Genomic DNA, 13866 nt, shown 5'->3' with positions numbered 1-13866 from the left:
AGGCCGTGGTTGCGAACCCGGGGGCGGATCGGGGTGTCACAGCTCACTCTGCCCCTTCTCGGGCACAGGGGGCTGAAGTACGGCGAAAACAGCCCCCTGGTCGTCCTGGAGCACCGCCATCCGCCCGTGCGGGATGTCGAAGGGCGGCGCGGAGATCCGGCCACCGAGACGGACGGTGTGCCCGGCCGTGCGGTTGCAGTCCTCGACGGCGAAGTAGGTGAGGAAGTAGCTGGGCATCTCCGCGGGGAAGGCGTCGGTGATGACGCTGCGGCCGCCGATCGCGGTGTCCGGGCCGGGTTCGGTGCCTGCCGGGGACCACATGCGGAAGTCGAGACCCGATTCGGCCGTTCCGGGGTCGTCCATATCCGTACCCCGGTAGCCGAAGACGGACTCGTAGAAGGCGTCCACCTCGTCCCTGCGGCGGGTGTAGACCTCGGTCCAGCAGAAGGAGCCGGGCTCGTTCCGCTTCTCGAAGCCCGCGCGGTCACCGGCCTGCCAGAGCCCGAAGACCGCGCCGCCGGGGTCGGCCGCCTGGGCGAGCACCCCGGCCCGGCCCGCCGGGACGGGCTCGGTGACCATCTGGCCGCCCGCCGCCCTGATCCGGGCGGTGTCGGCCGCGATGTCGTCGGTGGCGAAGTAGATCTCCCAGCCGGTCGGCATCCGCCCGTCCCGCTTGGCGGAGAGCGCGCCGACGAGCCGGCCGCCGCTGTAGGCGTCCGCGTACGGGCCCTCGCCCGCCCGGAAGGTCCAGCCGAACAGCTCGCCGTAGAAGCGCTTGCCCGCCTCCAGGTCGGGAAGGCGCGCATCCACCCAGCAGGGCACGGATGGTGCGAATACGGCCATGGGTCCGGGTCCTTCCGTGATCCGTCACGCGCGACGCACACCAGTGACGCTCGTCACAGTCAACGTAGCGGGAGTGCGCGTGGCGCGCGCACCGACCTGGCCACATCGGACATATCTTCGAAAATGCCCGGCGCGCCCCCGCCGGAAGGGATCCCCGCCCACACCGTCACGGAAAGTTATCCACGGAAGTTATCCACAGGCTGTTGATAAGACTTGTCACTCCGTGGTGCGCATCCGGCGAAATCCGGCCACTCCCCCCGCCACAACTGCGGCGAACCCCATTTGCAGTCGGCCGAATCGCGCTCCGATCACCCCTCGGTAAGCTGACGGCATGACAGGACAAGTGCGTACCGTCGACGGCCGCGTGGCTGGTCGGCGCGGGCAGGCGACGCGGCAGAAACTGCTCGACTGCCTCAGCGAGATGCTCAGCTCCTCGCCGTACCGGGACGTCAAAGTCATCGACGTGGCCCGGAAGGCGGGGACTTCCCCCGCGACGTTCTACCAGTACTTCCCCGACGTCGAGGGCGCGGTCCTCGAAATCGCGGAGGAAATGGCCAAGGAGGGCGCCGGGTTGACCGAACTGGTCGCCGGGCGGTCCTGGGTCGGCAAGGCCGGCCGCCAGACCGCCGAGGAACTCGTCGACGGGTTCCTGGACTTCTGGCGCCGCCATGACGCGATCCTCCGCGTGGTCGACCTGGGTGCCGCCGAGGGCGACAAGCGGTTCTACAAGATCCGTATGAAGATCCTGAATTCGGTCACCAACTCCCTCACCGATTCGGTCAAGGAGCTCCAGGCCAAGGGCAGGGTCGACCAGGAGGTCAGCGCCGCCGCGATGGCCGGTTCGCTGGTGGCGATGCTGGCCGCCGTCGCCTCGCACCAGAAGGGGTTCACCACCTGGGGCGTGAAGCAGGCCGAACTGAAGCCGAACCTCGCGCTGTTGGTGCATCTGGGCATCACCGGCAAGAAGCCCCCGAAGTAGCCCCGGCGCCGACGGCCCCCTCCTCACCCGGGAGCGTGCGGCCGCCCCGGGCGCACTCCAGGTCCTGTCACACCGGCGGCGGGCCACGCATGTGGTCCGCCGTCGGTGCACCCGGGGCCGCCCCGCCTCCCGGCCCTCCGGGATTTCAGGAGCCCCCCGCAGCCGCGGCTCAGGAGTCCTCGCGGGGACGCAGCCGGAAGAGCCGGATCTCCCGGTCGATCCTCGCCTGGTACGCCGCGTACGGCGGCCAGAACCTCAGCGCGGCCGCCCACACCTCTTCGCGCTCGGCGCCCTTCAGCAGCGTGGCGTGCACCGGGATGTCCCGGCCCCGCCAGTTGACCACCGCGCGGTCCGGACCGGCCAGCAGGTTCGCGGTCCAGGCCGGATGCCCGGTGCGGCCGAAGTTGCTGCCGACCAGGATCCAGCTCCGCTCGCCGCCCTCCGGCATGCAGGCCAGCGGGGTGGTCCTCGGCACCCCGCTGCGCGCCCCCGGCACCGTGAGCACCAGCCCCGGCAGCATCCGGGAGCTGAGCAGCACCCGGCCCCGGGTGAGCCGGTGCACCGCGCGGTCCATGGCGGGCACCACGTGCGGGGCGATCCTCGCGAACGTACGGGTGGCGGAGACCTTCTGGACGAGCCGGACGCCGGGTGCCATCAGACCGCCCCCACCCGCTCGGCCGGTCCCGGCCCGGTCGCCGCTCCCGGCGACCGCGCCGCCCCCGGCACCCCTTCGGCGAGCAGCCCGGCCCGTCGTGCCGCGTGGTCGCGGAGCCGGTGCACGGGGCCGAAGAGCAGCTCGGCGGCGGCCGCCCGCCCGAAGTACAGCCGCGCCTCGCGCTCCCGGCCGGGGCCGCCCCCGCCGGGCAGCTGCACGGCCTCGGCGGCGGTGGTCCGCAGCGCCTCCAGGGCCTGGGCGAGGGCGAGCCCGCCGGCCGCGGCCGGGTTCCAGGCCGCGCAGTACGCCGCGGAGCGGGCCTCCTGCACCCGTACGTAGAGGTCGGCGAGGCGGTGCTCGGCGGCCCCGTGCCCGCCCGCCGTCGCGCGATGGGCGCCCGGTGCCCGGAGCCGGCCGAGCGTCCGTTCCAGCGCGCCCGCCGCCGAGCCCACCGCCTCCGCGGCGAGCAGCGCGGCGGCGGTCCGCCCGGCCTCGGCGAGGGCGCCGGTCACGTCGGTGGCGGGGTCGGCGCCGAGGAGTTCGGCCCCGGTGTCCCGGAGTTCGAGCCGGGCCTGCGGGCGGGTCCGGTCCAGCGGGGTGCGGGCGGCGCGGACGAGTCCGGTCGCCCCGTCCGGCCGGACGAGGAAGAGGAGCGTACGGCTGCGCGGGAAGCCGCCGGTGTGGGCCGCGACCAGCAGCACGTCGGCGGTGTGCCCGTCGAGGACCCGGTCGGCCTCCCCGTACAGCCGCCAGCGGTCCGGGCCGTCGTCGGCGACGGGCCTGGCCTGGATGCCGCCCGCCCGGCCGCCACCCGACCAGGTGGCGCCCGCCGGGTCGCCGGTGAGGCCGAGGGCGGTGGCGAGCGATCCGCCGGGGACGGCGAGGGTCGCGGTCAGCTCACCGGACGCGATGCGCGGCAGCAGCGCGGTGCGCTGGGCGTCGGTGCCGAGCGCGGCGACGAGCGGCGCGGCCAGCACGGCGGTGGCGATCAGGGGCGAGGGCAGCAGGACGCGGCCGGTCTCCTCGCAGGCGACGGCGAGCCCGGTGGGTCCGTGGCCGGCGCCGCCGTACTCCGCCGGCAGGGCCAGTCCGGGCAGACCGGGGTCGCGGGCGAGCCGCCGCCACACGCCGGGGTCGTAGCCGTCGACGGGCGGTGGGGCGGTGTCGTCGTCATCGTCTCCGGCGCCGGTGCCGGGTGCGGGGCGCGCGGCCGGGAGTCCGGCGAGGGCGCGGCGTATCCCGTCCTGTTCCGCGGTGAAGGCGGCATCCATCTCGGGCTCCTTCCGCCGAGGGGTCCGTAACCCCTCATCTGACGGAGCGTCATATTAGGTGGGGATCAACGAGATGCACAGGGTCGCGCACGGAAGGGGCCGGGGGCGGGGGTCTGCCCCGCACCCGGGATCTGATGTACCGTCAGATCCATGGATTCCTCCCAGCGCAAGGTCGCCGTCGTCGGGATATCCCTCGCCGACTGCGGGCGGGTCGACACGGCCACGCCGTACGCCCTGCACGCCCAGGCCGCCCGCCGGGCACTGGCCGACTCGGGGCTGGACCGGTCCGTCGTCGACGGGTTCGGCTCCGCCGGGCTCGGCACGCTCGCCCCGGTCGAGGTCGCCGAGTACCTGGGCCTGAAGCCGACCTGGGTGGACTCCACCTCGGTCGGCGGCTCGACCTGGGAGGTGATGGCGGCCCACGCGGCGGACGCCATCGCCGCGGGGCGCGCCAACGCCGTCCTGCTGGTGTACGGGTCGACGGCGCGGGCGGACATCAGGGCGGGGCGGCGGACCTCCAACCTCTCCTTCGGGGCGCGCGGACCGCTCCAGTTCGAGGTGCCGTACGGGCATTCTCTGATCGCCAAGTACGCGATGGCCGCCCGCCGCCACATGCACGAGTACGGCACCACGCTGGAGCAGCTCGCCGAGGTGGCGGTGCGGGCGCGGGCCAACGCGGCGGCCAATCCGGACGCGATGTTCCGTGAGCCGATCACGGTCGACGACGTGCTGTCCGGGCCGATGATCGCGGATCCGTTCACCAAGCTGCACTGCTGCATCCGCAGCGACGGCGGCTGCGCGGTGCTGCTGGCCGCCGAGGAGTACGTACCGGACACCGCCACGGACCCGGTGTGGATCCTGGGCACGGGCGAGCACGTCTCGCACTCCACGATGTCCGAGTGGGAGGACTTCACGGTCTCCCCGGCGGCGGTCTCCGGGCGGCTGGCCTTCGAGCGGGCCGGGGTGCGGCCCGCGGAGATCGATCTCGCCGAGATCTACGATGCGTTCACGTACATGACCCTGGTGACCCTGGAGGACCTGGGGTTCTGCGCGAAGGGCGAGGGCGGCCCGTTCGTGGAGAAGGGCCGGACCGGGCTGCGGGGCGAACTGCCGGTCAACACGGACGGCGGCGGCCTGTCCGCCTGCCATCCCGGGATGCGCGGGCTGTTCCTGCTGGTGGAGGCGGTGCGCCAACTGCGCGGCGAGGCGGGCGAACGCCAGGTGCGCCGGGCGGACGGCGCGCTTCCGGAGCTGGCGGTGGCCTCGGGCACGGGTGGCTGGTTCTGCTCCTCGGGGACGGTGGTGCTGGGGCGGGGGTGACGGGGAAACGAGCCGGGCGTGCGCTGCAATGGGTCCATGACGACCGACGCACACGGCCCGCGGGACGCCCACGAAGCACCCGGCGCACCCGGCTCCCCGGACCCGTACGACGCGCGCGAGGCGCACCGGAGCTTCCTCGGCCTGCTGCACGCCCAGCGCGTCTGGGACGTGGAGCTGCCCTCCTTCGACCCGGCCGCCGCTCCCCCGGACCCGCTGGCGCTCTTCCACCGCTGGTTCGCCGAGGCGGTGGCCGCCGGACAGCCCGAGCCGCACACGATGTCGCTGGCCACCACGGACGCGGACGGCCACCCCGACGTACGGACGGTGATGCTCCACGACGCGGACGGGCGCGGCTGGCACTTCGCCACCCACCGCACCAGCGCGAAGGGCCGCCAGCTCGCCGCCCGCCCGTACGCGGCGCTCGGCTTCTACTGGCCGGCGCAGGGCCGCCAGGTGCGGCTGCGGGGCCCGGTCGCCGTCTGCCCGCCCGCCGAGAGCCGGGCCGATCTGCGCGCCCGGTCCACGGGGGCGCTCGCGGCGGCGCTCACCGGGGCGCAGAGCGAGGTGCTGGGCTCGGTGGAGGAACTGGAGCGGGCGTCCGACGCCGCCTGGGAGCGGGCCCGCACCGCGCCGGACACGGAGGTCGCGAGCTGGACGCGGTACGTGGTGGAGGCTCGGGAGGCCGAGTTCTTCCAGGGCGACGCCCGCCGCCGGCACGTTCGGCTGCGGTACCGGCGGCGGGACGCGGGGTGGGAGCGGGACCTCCTCTGGCCGTAGGTCCCGTCCTTCGAAGTGCCGTCGTCCGGGCCCGGTCAGTCGACGGTGATCGCCTGTACCGGGCAGACCCGGGCGGCTTCCCGCACCGTGGGTCCGTCCAGCGCCTCCTCGTAGTCGGGCAGCAGCTCGCTGAACCCGTCGTCGTCCTGGGTGAAGACCTTCGGCGCGGTCAGCGCGCACTGGCCCGCGCCGATGCACCGGCCCTGGTCGATACTGATCCGCATTCCGGCAGATCCTTCCGGTCGCATGTCGATCACCACGTTCCGATCACTGTGCCGTTGCCGTGCCGTCGCCGTACGCGCCGCCCCGGGCACGGCCGGTCGGCCGGACGGTCACCGGGTTCACCAGGCCACGGGCAGTTCGAGCAGCCCCTGGATGGTGTCGCCGGGCTTGAAGGGGATCTCCTCGGCGGGCACCGCGAGCCGCAGCCCGGGGAGCCGGTCGAAGAGCGCGGGCAGCGCGATCTCCATCTCGGCGCGGGCGAGGTTCTGGCCCAGGCACTGGTGGATGCCGAAGCCGAACGCGACGTGGTTGCGCGCGTTCCGGCCGAGGTCCAGCTCGTCGGGCGAGGGGTAGGCGGCCTCGTCCCGGTTGCTCGTCGCGACGGACAGCACGACGCCGTCCCCCGCCCGGATCGTCACCCCCGCCACCTCGATGTCCTCCACGGCCACCCGGGAGATCCCGTCCGCGATCGACAGGAAGCGGAGCAGCTCCTCGACCGCCGAGGGCACCAGCCCCTTCGAGCCGCGCAGCCGGGCCAGCTGGTCGGGGTGGCGGAGCAGGGTGAAGGTGCCGAGCGAGATCATGTTCGCGGTCGTCTCGTGTCCGGCGACGAGCAGGATCTCCGCCAGCCGCACCAACTGCTCGCCGTCGATCTCCCCGGTCTCCAGCCGGTCGGCGATGAGCTCGTCGAGCAGCCCGTCGCCGGGGGTGGCCCGCTTCCGGGCGATCAGCTCGCGGAAGTACGCGTCGAGCGCCTCCCGCGCCTCCTCGACGTCCGACGCCTCCGGGCCGCGCAGCAGCCTGCGGGACTGCGCCTCGAAGAACTCGTGGTCCTCGTAGGGCACCCCGAGCAGCGCGCAGATGACCATGGAGGGCACGGGCAGGGCGAACGCCTCGATCAGATCGGTCGGCGGGCCCTGCCGCACCATCGCGTCGAGCAGGCCGTCCACGATCTCCTGGATGCGCGGCCGGAGCGCGGCGGTCCGCCGGACCGTGAAGCTCGGGATCAGCATCCGGCGCTGGACGTTGTGTTCCGGGTCGTCGACGCCGAGCAGTTCGACACGGCGCACCGAGGTCTCGGCCAGTCGCCGGGCGAAGAGCGGGAACTCCGGGTTCTCCCGGTCGGACGAGAGCCGCTGGTCGGTCAGGAGGGCGCGCGCCTCGGCGTGCCCGGTGACCAGCCACACCGTACGGCCGTCGTAGAGGCGGGCCGGGGCCACGGGGCGCCGTTCCGGTGCGGTGCCCCGGTATCCGGCGGGCGGGTCGTAGGGGCAGGTGCGGTTCTGGGGAAAGGAGATGGTCTCGGCGTCTGCCATGGCGGACCTCGCAGAAGAGAGGGGGGTGTCCTACCGATCTCCGCCCACTAGATGCCTCAGGCACCTAATGGGTCCAGGTGATGTTCGGCCATTTGTCCTCGGTGTTCTCCATTGTCCGCCGCCGGCACCGCCCGGGCACGCCCGGCCGCGTTTTCCCCGCCGCCGTACCGGAGTACCCCGTTCAGGGGCGCCCGGCCCGCCCGCGGGAAGCGGGGCCGCCCGTTTTCCGTCCGCGAGGAGCGAGGAGCAAGATGGAATGCGGAGGCGACGATGAGCCGAACACGTACCCGATCCCGCGCCCGTCCCCGTTCTCGCTACGCCCCGGACAACGGGTTGACGACCCGCATGGTCGGCACCATGTTCCTGATCGGCCTGCTGTACGTGGTGCTGGTCGGGGTGCTGCTCGCCGTGTTGCGCGGCGCCTGGCCGATCATCCTGATCCTCGTCGGCGGCATGTTCGTCGCGCAGTTCTGGTTCAGCGACCGGATCGCGGCGTTCAGCATGGGCGCCCGGGAGGTCACTCCGGAGCAGGCACCCGAGCTGCACGGGGCGATCGACCGGATCTGCGCTCTTGCGGATATGCCGAAACCGCGCGTGGCCATCGCGCAGAGCGACGTGCCGAACGCCTTCGCGACCGGCCGCAGCGAGAAGACGGCGCTCGTCTGCGCCACCACCGGACTGCTGCGCAGACTGGAGCCGGGCGAGCTGGAGGGGGTGCTCGCGCACGAGATGTCGCACGTGGCGCACCGGGACGTCGCCGTCATGACGATCGCCTCCTTCCTCGGCGTGCTCGCCGGGATCATCACCCGGGTCGCGCTGTGGGGCGGGCTCTCCCGGGGCTCCCGGAGCAACGACCCGGTGGGCATCGCGATCATGCTGATCCCGCTGATCAGCGCGGGGGTGTACTGCCTGAGCTTCCTGCTGACCCGGCTGCTCTCCCGGTACCGCGAGCTCTCCGCCGACCGCGCCGCCGCCCTGCTCACCGGCCGCCCCTCCGCGCTGGCCTCGGCGCTCACCAAGGTGAGCGGCCAGATGGCCCGCATCCCGACCGAGGACCTGCGGAAGGCGGAGCCGTACAACGCCTTCTACTTCGTGCCCGCGTTCTCGTCCAAGGAGAGCCTGAGCCGGCTGCTCTCCTCGCACCCGACGCTGGAGAAGCGGCTCGACCAACTGGCCCGTATCTCCGCCGAGCTCGGCCGCCCGTGAGCCCCGCCCCCGCCCCCACCGCCCGGAGGTGACCGTCCATGGGTCTGCTCGACGCGATCCTGGGCCGGAGCAAGCCGGTCCGCCCCGATCTCGACGCGCTCTTCGCCGTCCCCTCCGCCGCCCTCACCCTGGAGGCGGGCGCGGGCTTCGCGCCGACCGGCCTCGGCTCGGTCTGCTTCGCGGGGGTCGAGGGCGGCGCCTTCGCCCGGCTCCAGGAGGACGTACGCGAACTGCTCGACGCCGACACCGGGCGCGGCGGCATCCCCGTGGAGTTCCACCAGGACGGTTACGGGTACACCTGGCTGCTCTCCCGCCACCCCGCCGACGACACCGCGACCCTGGTCAACGACCTGCACGCGGTCAACACCCTGCTCCAGGACGGCGGCTTCGGGCCGCAGCTCCTCTGCTCGCTGATCGGCTTCCGCGACGGGCGTGGCCGCCCGCTGGCCCTGGTCTACCTCTACAAGCGCGGCACCTTCTACCCGTTCGCCCCGGTGCCCGGCGGCGCCGAGAAGCGGGACAACCAGCTGGAGCTGGAGGTGCGGGCGGTGCTGGGGGACGACCTCCGGATGGAACAGGACCTGGCCCGCTGGTTCCCGGTGTGGGGCGCCCCGGGGCTGTGACGGGGTGGGCAGCCCGACCACCGGGCGGCCGGGGTCCGGTCCAGGAGCCTTTCCGGAAGCCGTCCCGGACGCCCTTCCGGCACTGGGATTCGGTGCTCGTACGCCCGTATGATCACTGCCATGACTGCCGAGCCGTCCCGTCCCGCCTCCGCCGCCGCCCGCATGCGCGCCTCGGACGCCGACCGGGAGGCGGTGGTCGAGCAGTTGCGGGAGGCGGCCGCCGAGGGCCGGATCGACCTGGACGAGCTGGACACCCGGCTCGGGCAGGCACTCGCGGCCAAGACCTACGCCGACCTGGCCCCCCTCACCGAGGACCTGGTCCCGATCGAGGTGGCCGCGGGCGAACCGCTGGTCCTCAAGGGCGGGATGTACGGCGCGAAGCGCGCGGGCGCCTGGAAGGTGCCCGCGGTGATCGTCGCGCAGGGCGGCATGGGCGGTGTGCGGATCGACTTCACCCGCGCCGAGTGCCGGCTGCGCGAGGTCGAGGTGGAGGTGCGCGGCGAGATGGGCGGCGTACGGATCGTGGTCCCGGAGGGCTGGGGCGTCGACGTCGACCGGGTGGACCAGGGCCTCGGCGCGCTGAAGGACCGGACCACGCACGAGCGGACCCCCGGCGCCCCGGTGCTGCGCCTGACGGGCTCCAGCGGCATGGGCGGGGTGTACCTGCGCCACCCGAACTTCATCGAGCGCCGCAAGCTGCGCGCCCTCGAATCCTGACCCGCGCTCCTCGGGCCCCGCCCGGCCCCGCCAGTGCCCGCCCGGCCCCGCCAGTCCCCGGCGGCTCCGTCAGTCCCCCGGCCGGAAGACCGCGACGGCCTCCGCGCCCTCCGCACCTTCCTCGCCCTCCTCGCGCCGGAAGGCGACCCGCAGCGCCATGCCGACGGCGAGCGCGGACTCCGCGCACTCCACCACCTCCGTCATCATCCGCGGCCCCTCGGCCAGCTCGACCACGGCGGCGACGTACGGGACGCGGGCGCCGAACGGCGGCAGGTCGTTGCGGTGGACGACGGACCAGGTGTAGAGCGTGGCGTCGCCGCTCGCCGTCTCCCAGTCGACGTCCTCGCTCCAGCAGTGCGGGCAGAACTCGCGCGGGTAGTGATGGGCGCGCCCGCAGGCGCGGCAGCGGCGCAGCAGCAGGCGCCCCTCGGCGGCGGCGTCCCAGTACGGGCGGGTGAAGGCGTCGGGCTCGGGCAGGTCGAAGCGTACGGCGGCCGAGGTCACGGGAAGAGTCCGATCTGCGCGTCGAGGGACCAGGTCTGCCAGGCCATCGCGAAGAGCGCGACCAGCGAGATCAGCGCCATCATCGCGTTCTGCCCCTGCTCGGCCCAGTCGTGGATCATCAGCACGAGGTAGAGAAGGTTGAGCAGGAGCCCCCCGACCAGTGCCACCGGGGTGAGCAGGCCGACCACCAGGCCGAGCCCCAGGGCCAGTTCGGCGTAGACGACGATGTAGGCCATCAGCCGGGGACGCGGGGCGACGATCCGGCGGAAGCCGGTGCGCACGGCGGCCCAGCGGTGCTTCTCCGCCACGTCGGCGGCCCAGGCGATGCCCGTACCGCGCTCGAACCAGCCCTTCTTGTCCTTGTGCCGCCAGCTCTCCAGCCACCACAGGCCGAGCCCTATCCGCAGAACGGCGAGCCACTCGGCTCCGCCGAGCCAGATCGTCTGCACGGTGCCTCCCACTCAAGGAATCTGACGGTACGTCAGTTCACCTGATGACGGGCGACTCCCGCAAGAGGCATGCGGAAGCGCGCGGACAACTCACGGGCGGTTCAGGGGCGATGCGCGGGCGCATCCGCGCATGACCCGCACCCCCGTGATCAATTCGCAATCGATTCCGGTCTTGACCGAGACCCATCAACCAGGTGCGCGATTACGCTCCGAACCATGTCCGACAGCGCAGGTACCGCCGGAAGCTCCCGCTCCGCACGGACCGACCTCACCGAGGACCGCCCCGTCTACGTCGTCGGCGGCGGGCCGGGCGGTCTCGCCGTCGCGGCGTCCCTGCGCGAACTGGGCGTACGAGCGGTCGTGCTGGAGAAGTCCGGCCGGGTGGGTTCCTCCTGGCGGGGCCACTACGACCGGCTCCACCTCCACACCACCCGGCGCCGGTCCGCGCTGCCGGGGCTCACGATGCCGCGCCGGTTCGGGCGTTGGGTGTCCCGGGACGACATGGTGCGCTACCTGGACAAATACGCCGACCATCACGAGCTGGAAGTCGTGACGGGGGTCGAGGTGTCCCGGATCGACCGCGCCCCGGACGGCCGCGACTGGCAGCTCACCGCGACCGGCGGCCGGGTGCTGACCGGCCGGGCCGTCGTCGTCGCCACCGGCTTCAACCACACGCCGCGCGTTCCGGAATGGCCCGGCCTCGACACTTTCGACGGCGATCTGATCCACGCCTCGGAGTACCGCAACCCGGCCCCGTACGCGGGCAAGGACGTCCTGGTCGTCGGCATCGGCAACACGGGGGCGGAGATCGCCGTCGACCTCGTCGAGGGCGGGGCGGAGCGGGTCCGGATCGCGGTGCGCACCGTGCCGCACATCGTGCGCCGCTCCACGGCCGGCTGGCCCGCGCAGTCGACCGCCGTACTGGTGCGCAGGCTGCCGGTGCGGCTGGTGGACCGGGCCGCGCGGCTGATGGGCCGGATCTCCGTGCCGGACCTCGCCGCGTACGGGCTGCCGCGCCCGGACACGGGACTGTACTCGCGGGTCAGGGACGGGGCCATCCCGGTGCAGGACGTGGGGCTGATCGACGCCGTGAAGCGCGGCCTCGTGGTGCCGGTGGCGGCCGTCGAGTCGTTCGACGGGGACGCGGTGGTGCTGGCCGACGGCGAGCGGATCACCCCGGACGCGGTGATCGCGGCGACCGGCTACCGGCGGGGGCTGGAGGGCCTGGTCGGCCACCTCGGGGTGCTGGACGCCCGGGGCCGCCCGACGGTCCACGGCGCCCACTCCCCCAAGCAGGCCCCCGGCCTCCACTTCACCGGCTTCACCAACCCGATCAGCGGCATGCTCCGCGAACTGGCACTGGACGCGCGGAAGATAGCCAAGCGCATCGCCCGCCGCCACCACACCTCCCGCTGACGGCCCGTCCGCACTCCCCCTGGCCGGGGGGAGCGGGGCACGACCGGGGATCCGGCCGCGCCCCGCTCCCTCGTCGGGTCCGGTCAGGACGCGGACGTGGGGTTGACCACCAGCCACGCCGTGTTGTTGGCGGGCTGCGGATCGAACGGGAAGGTCACCGGGTTGGCGCCGCCGGTGGTGAGCACCACGCGCCCGGCCGCGTCCGGGACCACCCGGTCGATGCGCAGCTCGAACGGGAAGGCGCGCTCGGTGTCCGGCAGGGTCCAGATCGGCATCTCGCAGCTGTACCGCGGGGCGCCGACCGGGTTCGGGTGGTAGCCGCCGCTCAAGGTGCGCGGCTCGCAGCCGGCCGGGGCGGAGGTGACGGTGACGCCCTCGGGAACAGTGAGGTCGACGGCGGCGACGGAGTCGCCGGAGCCGAGGTTGCCGATCCAGGCCGGGCCGTTGTTACGGAAGGCGAGCGCGGCGGTGACCGTCTCCCCGGCCGCGCCCGCGACCCGGGCCCCGCGCGCCTCGAAGTCCGCCGTGTTCTCCGCCTGGATACCGGCGGCGTCGTAGTTGTCCTCCTCCGCGAGGTCGGTGGCGCCGTTGCCGGGCCGGACCACGACCTCCACCCGCTCGCGGTAGGCGTGGCCGGCGAGGGCCACCCGCAGCGGCCGGGGCAGCGTGAACGTGCCGCCCGCCTCGACGACCTGGTCGAAGTCGCACGTGGCCGTGTGCATCGGGACGTCGTCACCGCCCGTCGTCGTCCCGTAGACGCACTCGGCGTACTCCTCGGGGAACGTGACCCCGTACGTGGTGGTGACGACCGCGCGCAGGCCCTCGGAGCGCTCGCCGCCCCGGTTCGTCACGGTGAACGGCACGGTCAGCACATCGCCCGGCCGGGCGCCCTTCACCGGGTTGAGCCCGCTGACCGCCAGGTCCGGGCCCGCGCCGACGGTGACCTCGGTTTCGAAGGAACCGTGCGGGGCCTCCAGGGTGCCGTCCGGACCACCGGTGGCGACGGCCTCGTAGCTGATCCGGCCATGGGCGCCGACGCCGGCACCGGCGGCGGCCTTGAGCCCGAGCCGCACCTGGGGGCTGTAGTCGTCACCACCGACCGGGACCTCGTCGACGGCGCACACGGCCGTGGACCCGCTCGGGGCGCAGTTCGAGGGCCACTGCACCTGCGCCACCCCGGCCAGGCCGGAGGCGTCGACCGAGAGCAGTCCGTCGGTGACCGCGAAGTTGTCGTTGTCGTGGTGGATCCCGATGTCGAGCGGGCGGTCCGGCAGGTCGGCCCCGAGCGGAAGGCTCTGCTCGGAGGGCGCCTGGATCCAGAGCCGGTCGGTCTGCGGCAGGTCCTGCGCCGCGGCGGGGACCGCCAGACCGGCGGTCAGCAGCCCGGCGGCGACGACGGTGGCGCAGGCCCCGAGGCGCGCGGTGCGCCGGACGGAGGTGGATCTCATGTTTCCCCCAACGAAGTGGGCCCGGGGGCCGGCAGACCCCCTGGACCTCGGACGACGGCCGGCGGGCGGGCCCGGCCGACCGTTGGACACCCAAGATCACCAGGAGGTTGTACGGCACCG

General features: G+C 73.6%; 15 protein-coding genes. 7 read left to right on the top strand and 8 right to left on the bottom strand.

Annotation, left to right across the window (positions count from 1 at the left end):
- Positions 1 to 36: 36 nt before the first annotated feature.
- The gene (locus ACF08W_RS23450) at positions 37 to 843 is read right to left on the bottom strand and encodes a VOC family protein (RefSeq protein ID WP_392280424.1); all 807 of its coding nucleotides are present in this window, start codon (positions 841 to 843) and stop codon (positions 37 to 39) included.
- A gap of 331 nt (positions 844 to 1174) precedes the next feature.
- Between ACF08W_RS23450 and ACF08W_RS23445 the strand changes: the two genes are divergently transcribed.
- A complete protein-coding gene (locus ACF08W_RS23445) occupies positions 1175 to 1822 on the top strand; it encodes a TetR family transcriptional regulator (RefSeq protein ID WP_352275959.1) in 648 nt (215 codons plus the stop codon).
- A 169-nt stretch (positions 1823 to 1991) separates the two neighbouring features.
- Here the strand turns inward: ACF08W_RS23445 and ACF08W_RS23440 are convergent, their stop codons facing one another.
- A complete protein-coding gene (locus ACF08W_RS23440; RefSeq protein ID WP_385207889.1) occupies positions 1992 to 2477 on the bottom strand; it encodes a nitroreductase family deazaflavin-dependent oxidoreductase in 486 nt (161 codons plus the stop codon).
- Positions 2477 to 3748: an acyl-CoA dehydrogenase family protein gene (locus ACF08W_RS23435; RefSeq protein WP_392280423.1), complete on the bottom strand. Its 1272-nt coding sequence runs from the start codon at positions 3746 to 3748 to the stop codon at positions 2477 to 2479. The genes ACF08W_RS23440 and ACF08W_RS23435 overlap by 1 nt, the downstream gene beginning before the upstream one ends.
- A 150-nt stretch (positions 3749 to 3898) precedes the next feature.
- Between ACF08W_RS23435 and ACF08W_RS23430 the strand changes: the two genes are divergently transcribed.
- On the top strand, positions 3899 to 5068 hold the full coding sequence (locus ACF08W_RS23430; protein ID WP_385207882.1) for an acetyl-CoA acetyltransferase: 1170 nt from the start codon (positions 3899 to 3901) through the stop codon (positions 5066 to 5068).
- A gap of 36 nt (positions 5069 to 5104) precedes the next feature.
- Positions 5105 to 5845 (top strand): pyridoxal 5'-phosphate synthase, encoded by a 741-nt coding sequence (locus ACF08W_RS23425; RefSeq protein ID WP_385207880.1) that lies wholly within the window; start codon positions 5105 to 5107, stop codon positions 5843 to 5845.
- 35 nt (positions 5846 to 5880) lie between these two features.
- On the opposite strand, the gene ACF08W_RS23420 is transcribed toward ACF08W_RS23425, so the two are convergent.
- On the bottom strand, positions 5881 to 6069 hold the full coding sequence (locus ACF08W_RS23420; RefSeq protein ID WP_385207877.1) for a ferredoxin: 189 nt from the start codon (positions 6067 to 6069) through the stop codon (positions 5881 to 5883).
- A 117-nt stretch (positions 6070 to 6186) separates the two neighbouring features.
- Complete coding sequence (locus tag ACF08W_RS23415; protein ID WP_392280422.1) at positions 6187 to 7383, bottom strand: cytochrome P450; 1197 nt, start codon at positions 7381 to 7383, stop codon at positions 6187 to 6189.
- Positions 7384 to 7653: 270 nt separating this feature from the next.
- On the opposite strand from ACF08W_RS23415, the gene htpX reads away from it, so the two are divergent.
- From htpX to ACF08W_RS23400, 3 genes are all read left to right on the top strand, one after another.
- The gene (gene htpX / locus ACF08W_RS23410; RefSeq protein ID WP_385207871.1) at positions 7654 to 8589 is read left to right on the top strand and encodes a zinc metalloprotease HtpX; all 936 of its coding nucleotides are present in this window, start codon (positions 7654 to 7656) and stop codon (positions 8587 to 8589) included.
- Between the two features lie 38 nt (positions 8590 to 8627).
- Positions 8628 to 9212, top strand: a complete 585-nt coding sequence (locus tag ACF08W_RS23405; protein ID WP_352275949.1) for a hypothetical protein — start codon at positions 8628 to 8630, stop codon at positions 9210 to 9212.
- Positions 9213 to 9332: 120 nt separating this feature from the next.
- Positions 9333 to 9929 (top strand): DUF1707 domain-containing protein, encoded by a 597-nt coding sequence (locus ACF08W_RS23400; protein WP_392280421.1) that lies wholly within the window; start codon positions 9333 to 9335, stop codon positions 9927 to 9929.
- Positions 9930 to 9998: 69 nt separating this feature from the next.
- On the opposite strand, the gene ACF08W_RS23395 is transcribed toward ACF08W_RS23400, so the two are convergent.
- Positions 9999 to 10433, bottom strand: a complete 435-nt coding sequence (locus ACF08W_RS23395) for a Zn-ribbon domain-containing OB-fold protein (protein WP_392280420.1) — start codon at positions 10431 to 10433, stop codon at positions 9999 to 10001.
- On the bottom strand, positions 10430 to 10882 hold the full coding sequence (locus tag ACF08W_RS23390; protein WP_385207861.1) for a DoxX family protein: 453 nt from the start codon (positions 10880 to 10882) through the stop codon (positions 10430 to 10432). The genes ACF08W_RS23395 and ACF08W_RS23390 overlap by 4 nt, the downstream gene beginning before the upstream one ends.
- Positions 10883 to 11098: 216 nt before the next feature.
- Here ACF08W_RS23390 and ACF08W_RS23385 point away from each other — a divergent pair, with 216 nt between their 5' ends.
- The gene (locus ACF08W_RS23385) at positions 11099 to 12298 is read left to right on the top strand and encodes a flavin-containing monooxygenase (RefSeq protein WP_392280419.1); all 1200 of its coding nucleotides are present in this window, start codon (positions 11099 to 11101) and stop codon (positions 12296 to 12298) included.
- 83 nt (positions 12299 to 12381) lie between these two features.
- On the opposite strand, the gene ACF08W_RS23380 is transcribed toward ACF08W_RS23385, so the two are convergent.
- Positions 12382 to 13746 carry a hypothetical protein gene (locus ACF08W_RS23380; protein ID WP_392280418.1) on the bottom strand — a complete coding sequence of 455 codons (1365 nt, stop codon included), beginning with the start codon at positions 13744 to 13746 and terminating at the stop codon, positions 12382 to 12384.
- Positions 13747 to 13866 lie beyond the last annotated feature (120 nt).

The organism is Streptomyces sp. NPDC015144 (genome assembly GCF_043079735.1).
Taxonomy (GTDB): domain Bacteria; phylum Actinomycetota; class Actinomycetes; order Streptomycetales; family Streptomycetaceae; genus Streptomyces.
This window is presented reverse-complemented; position numbering and strand designations above follow the sequence as displayed.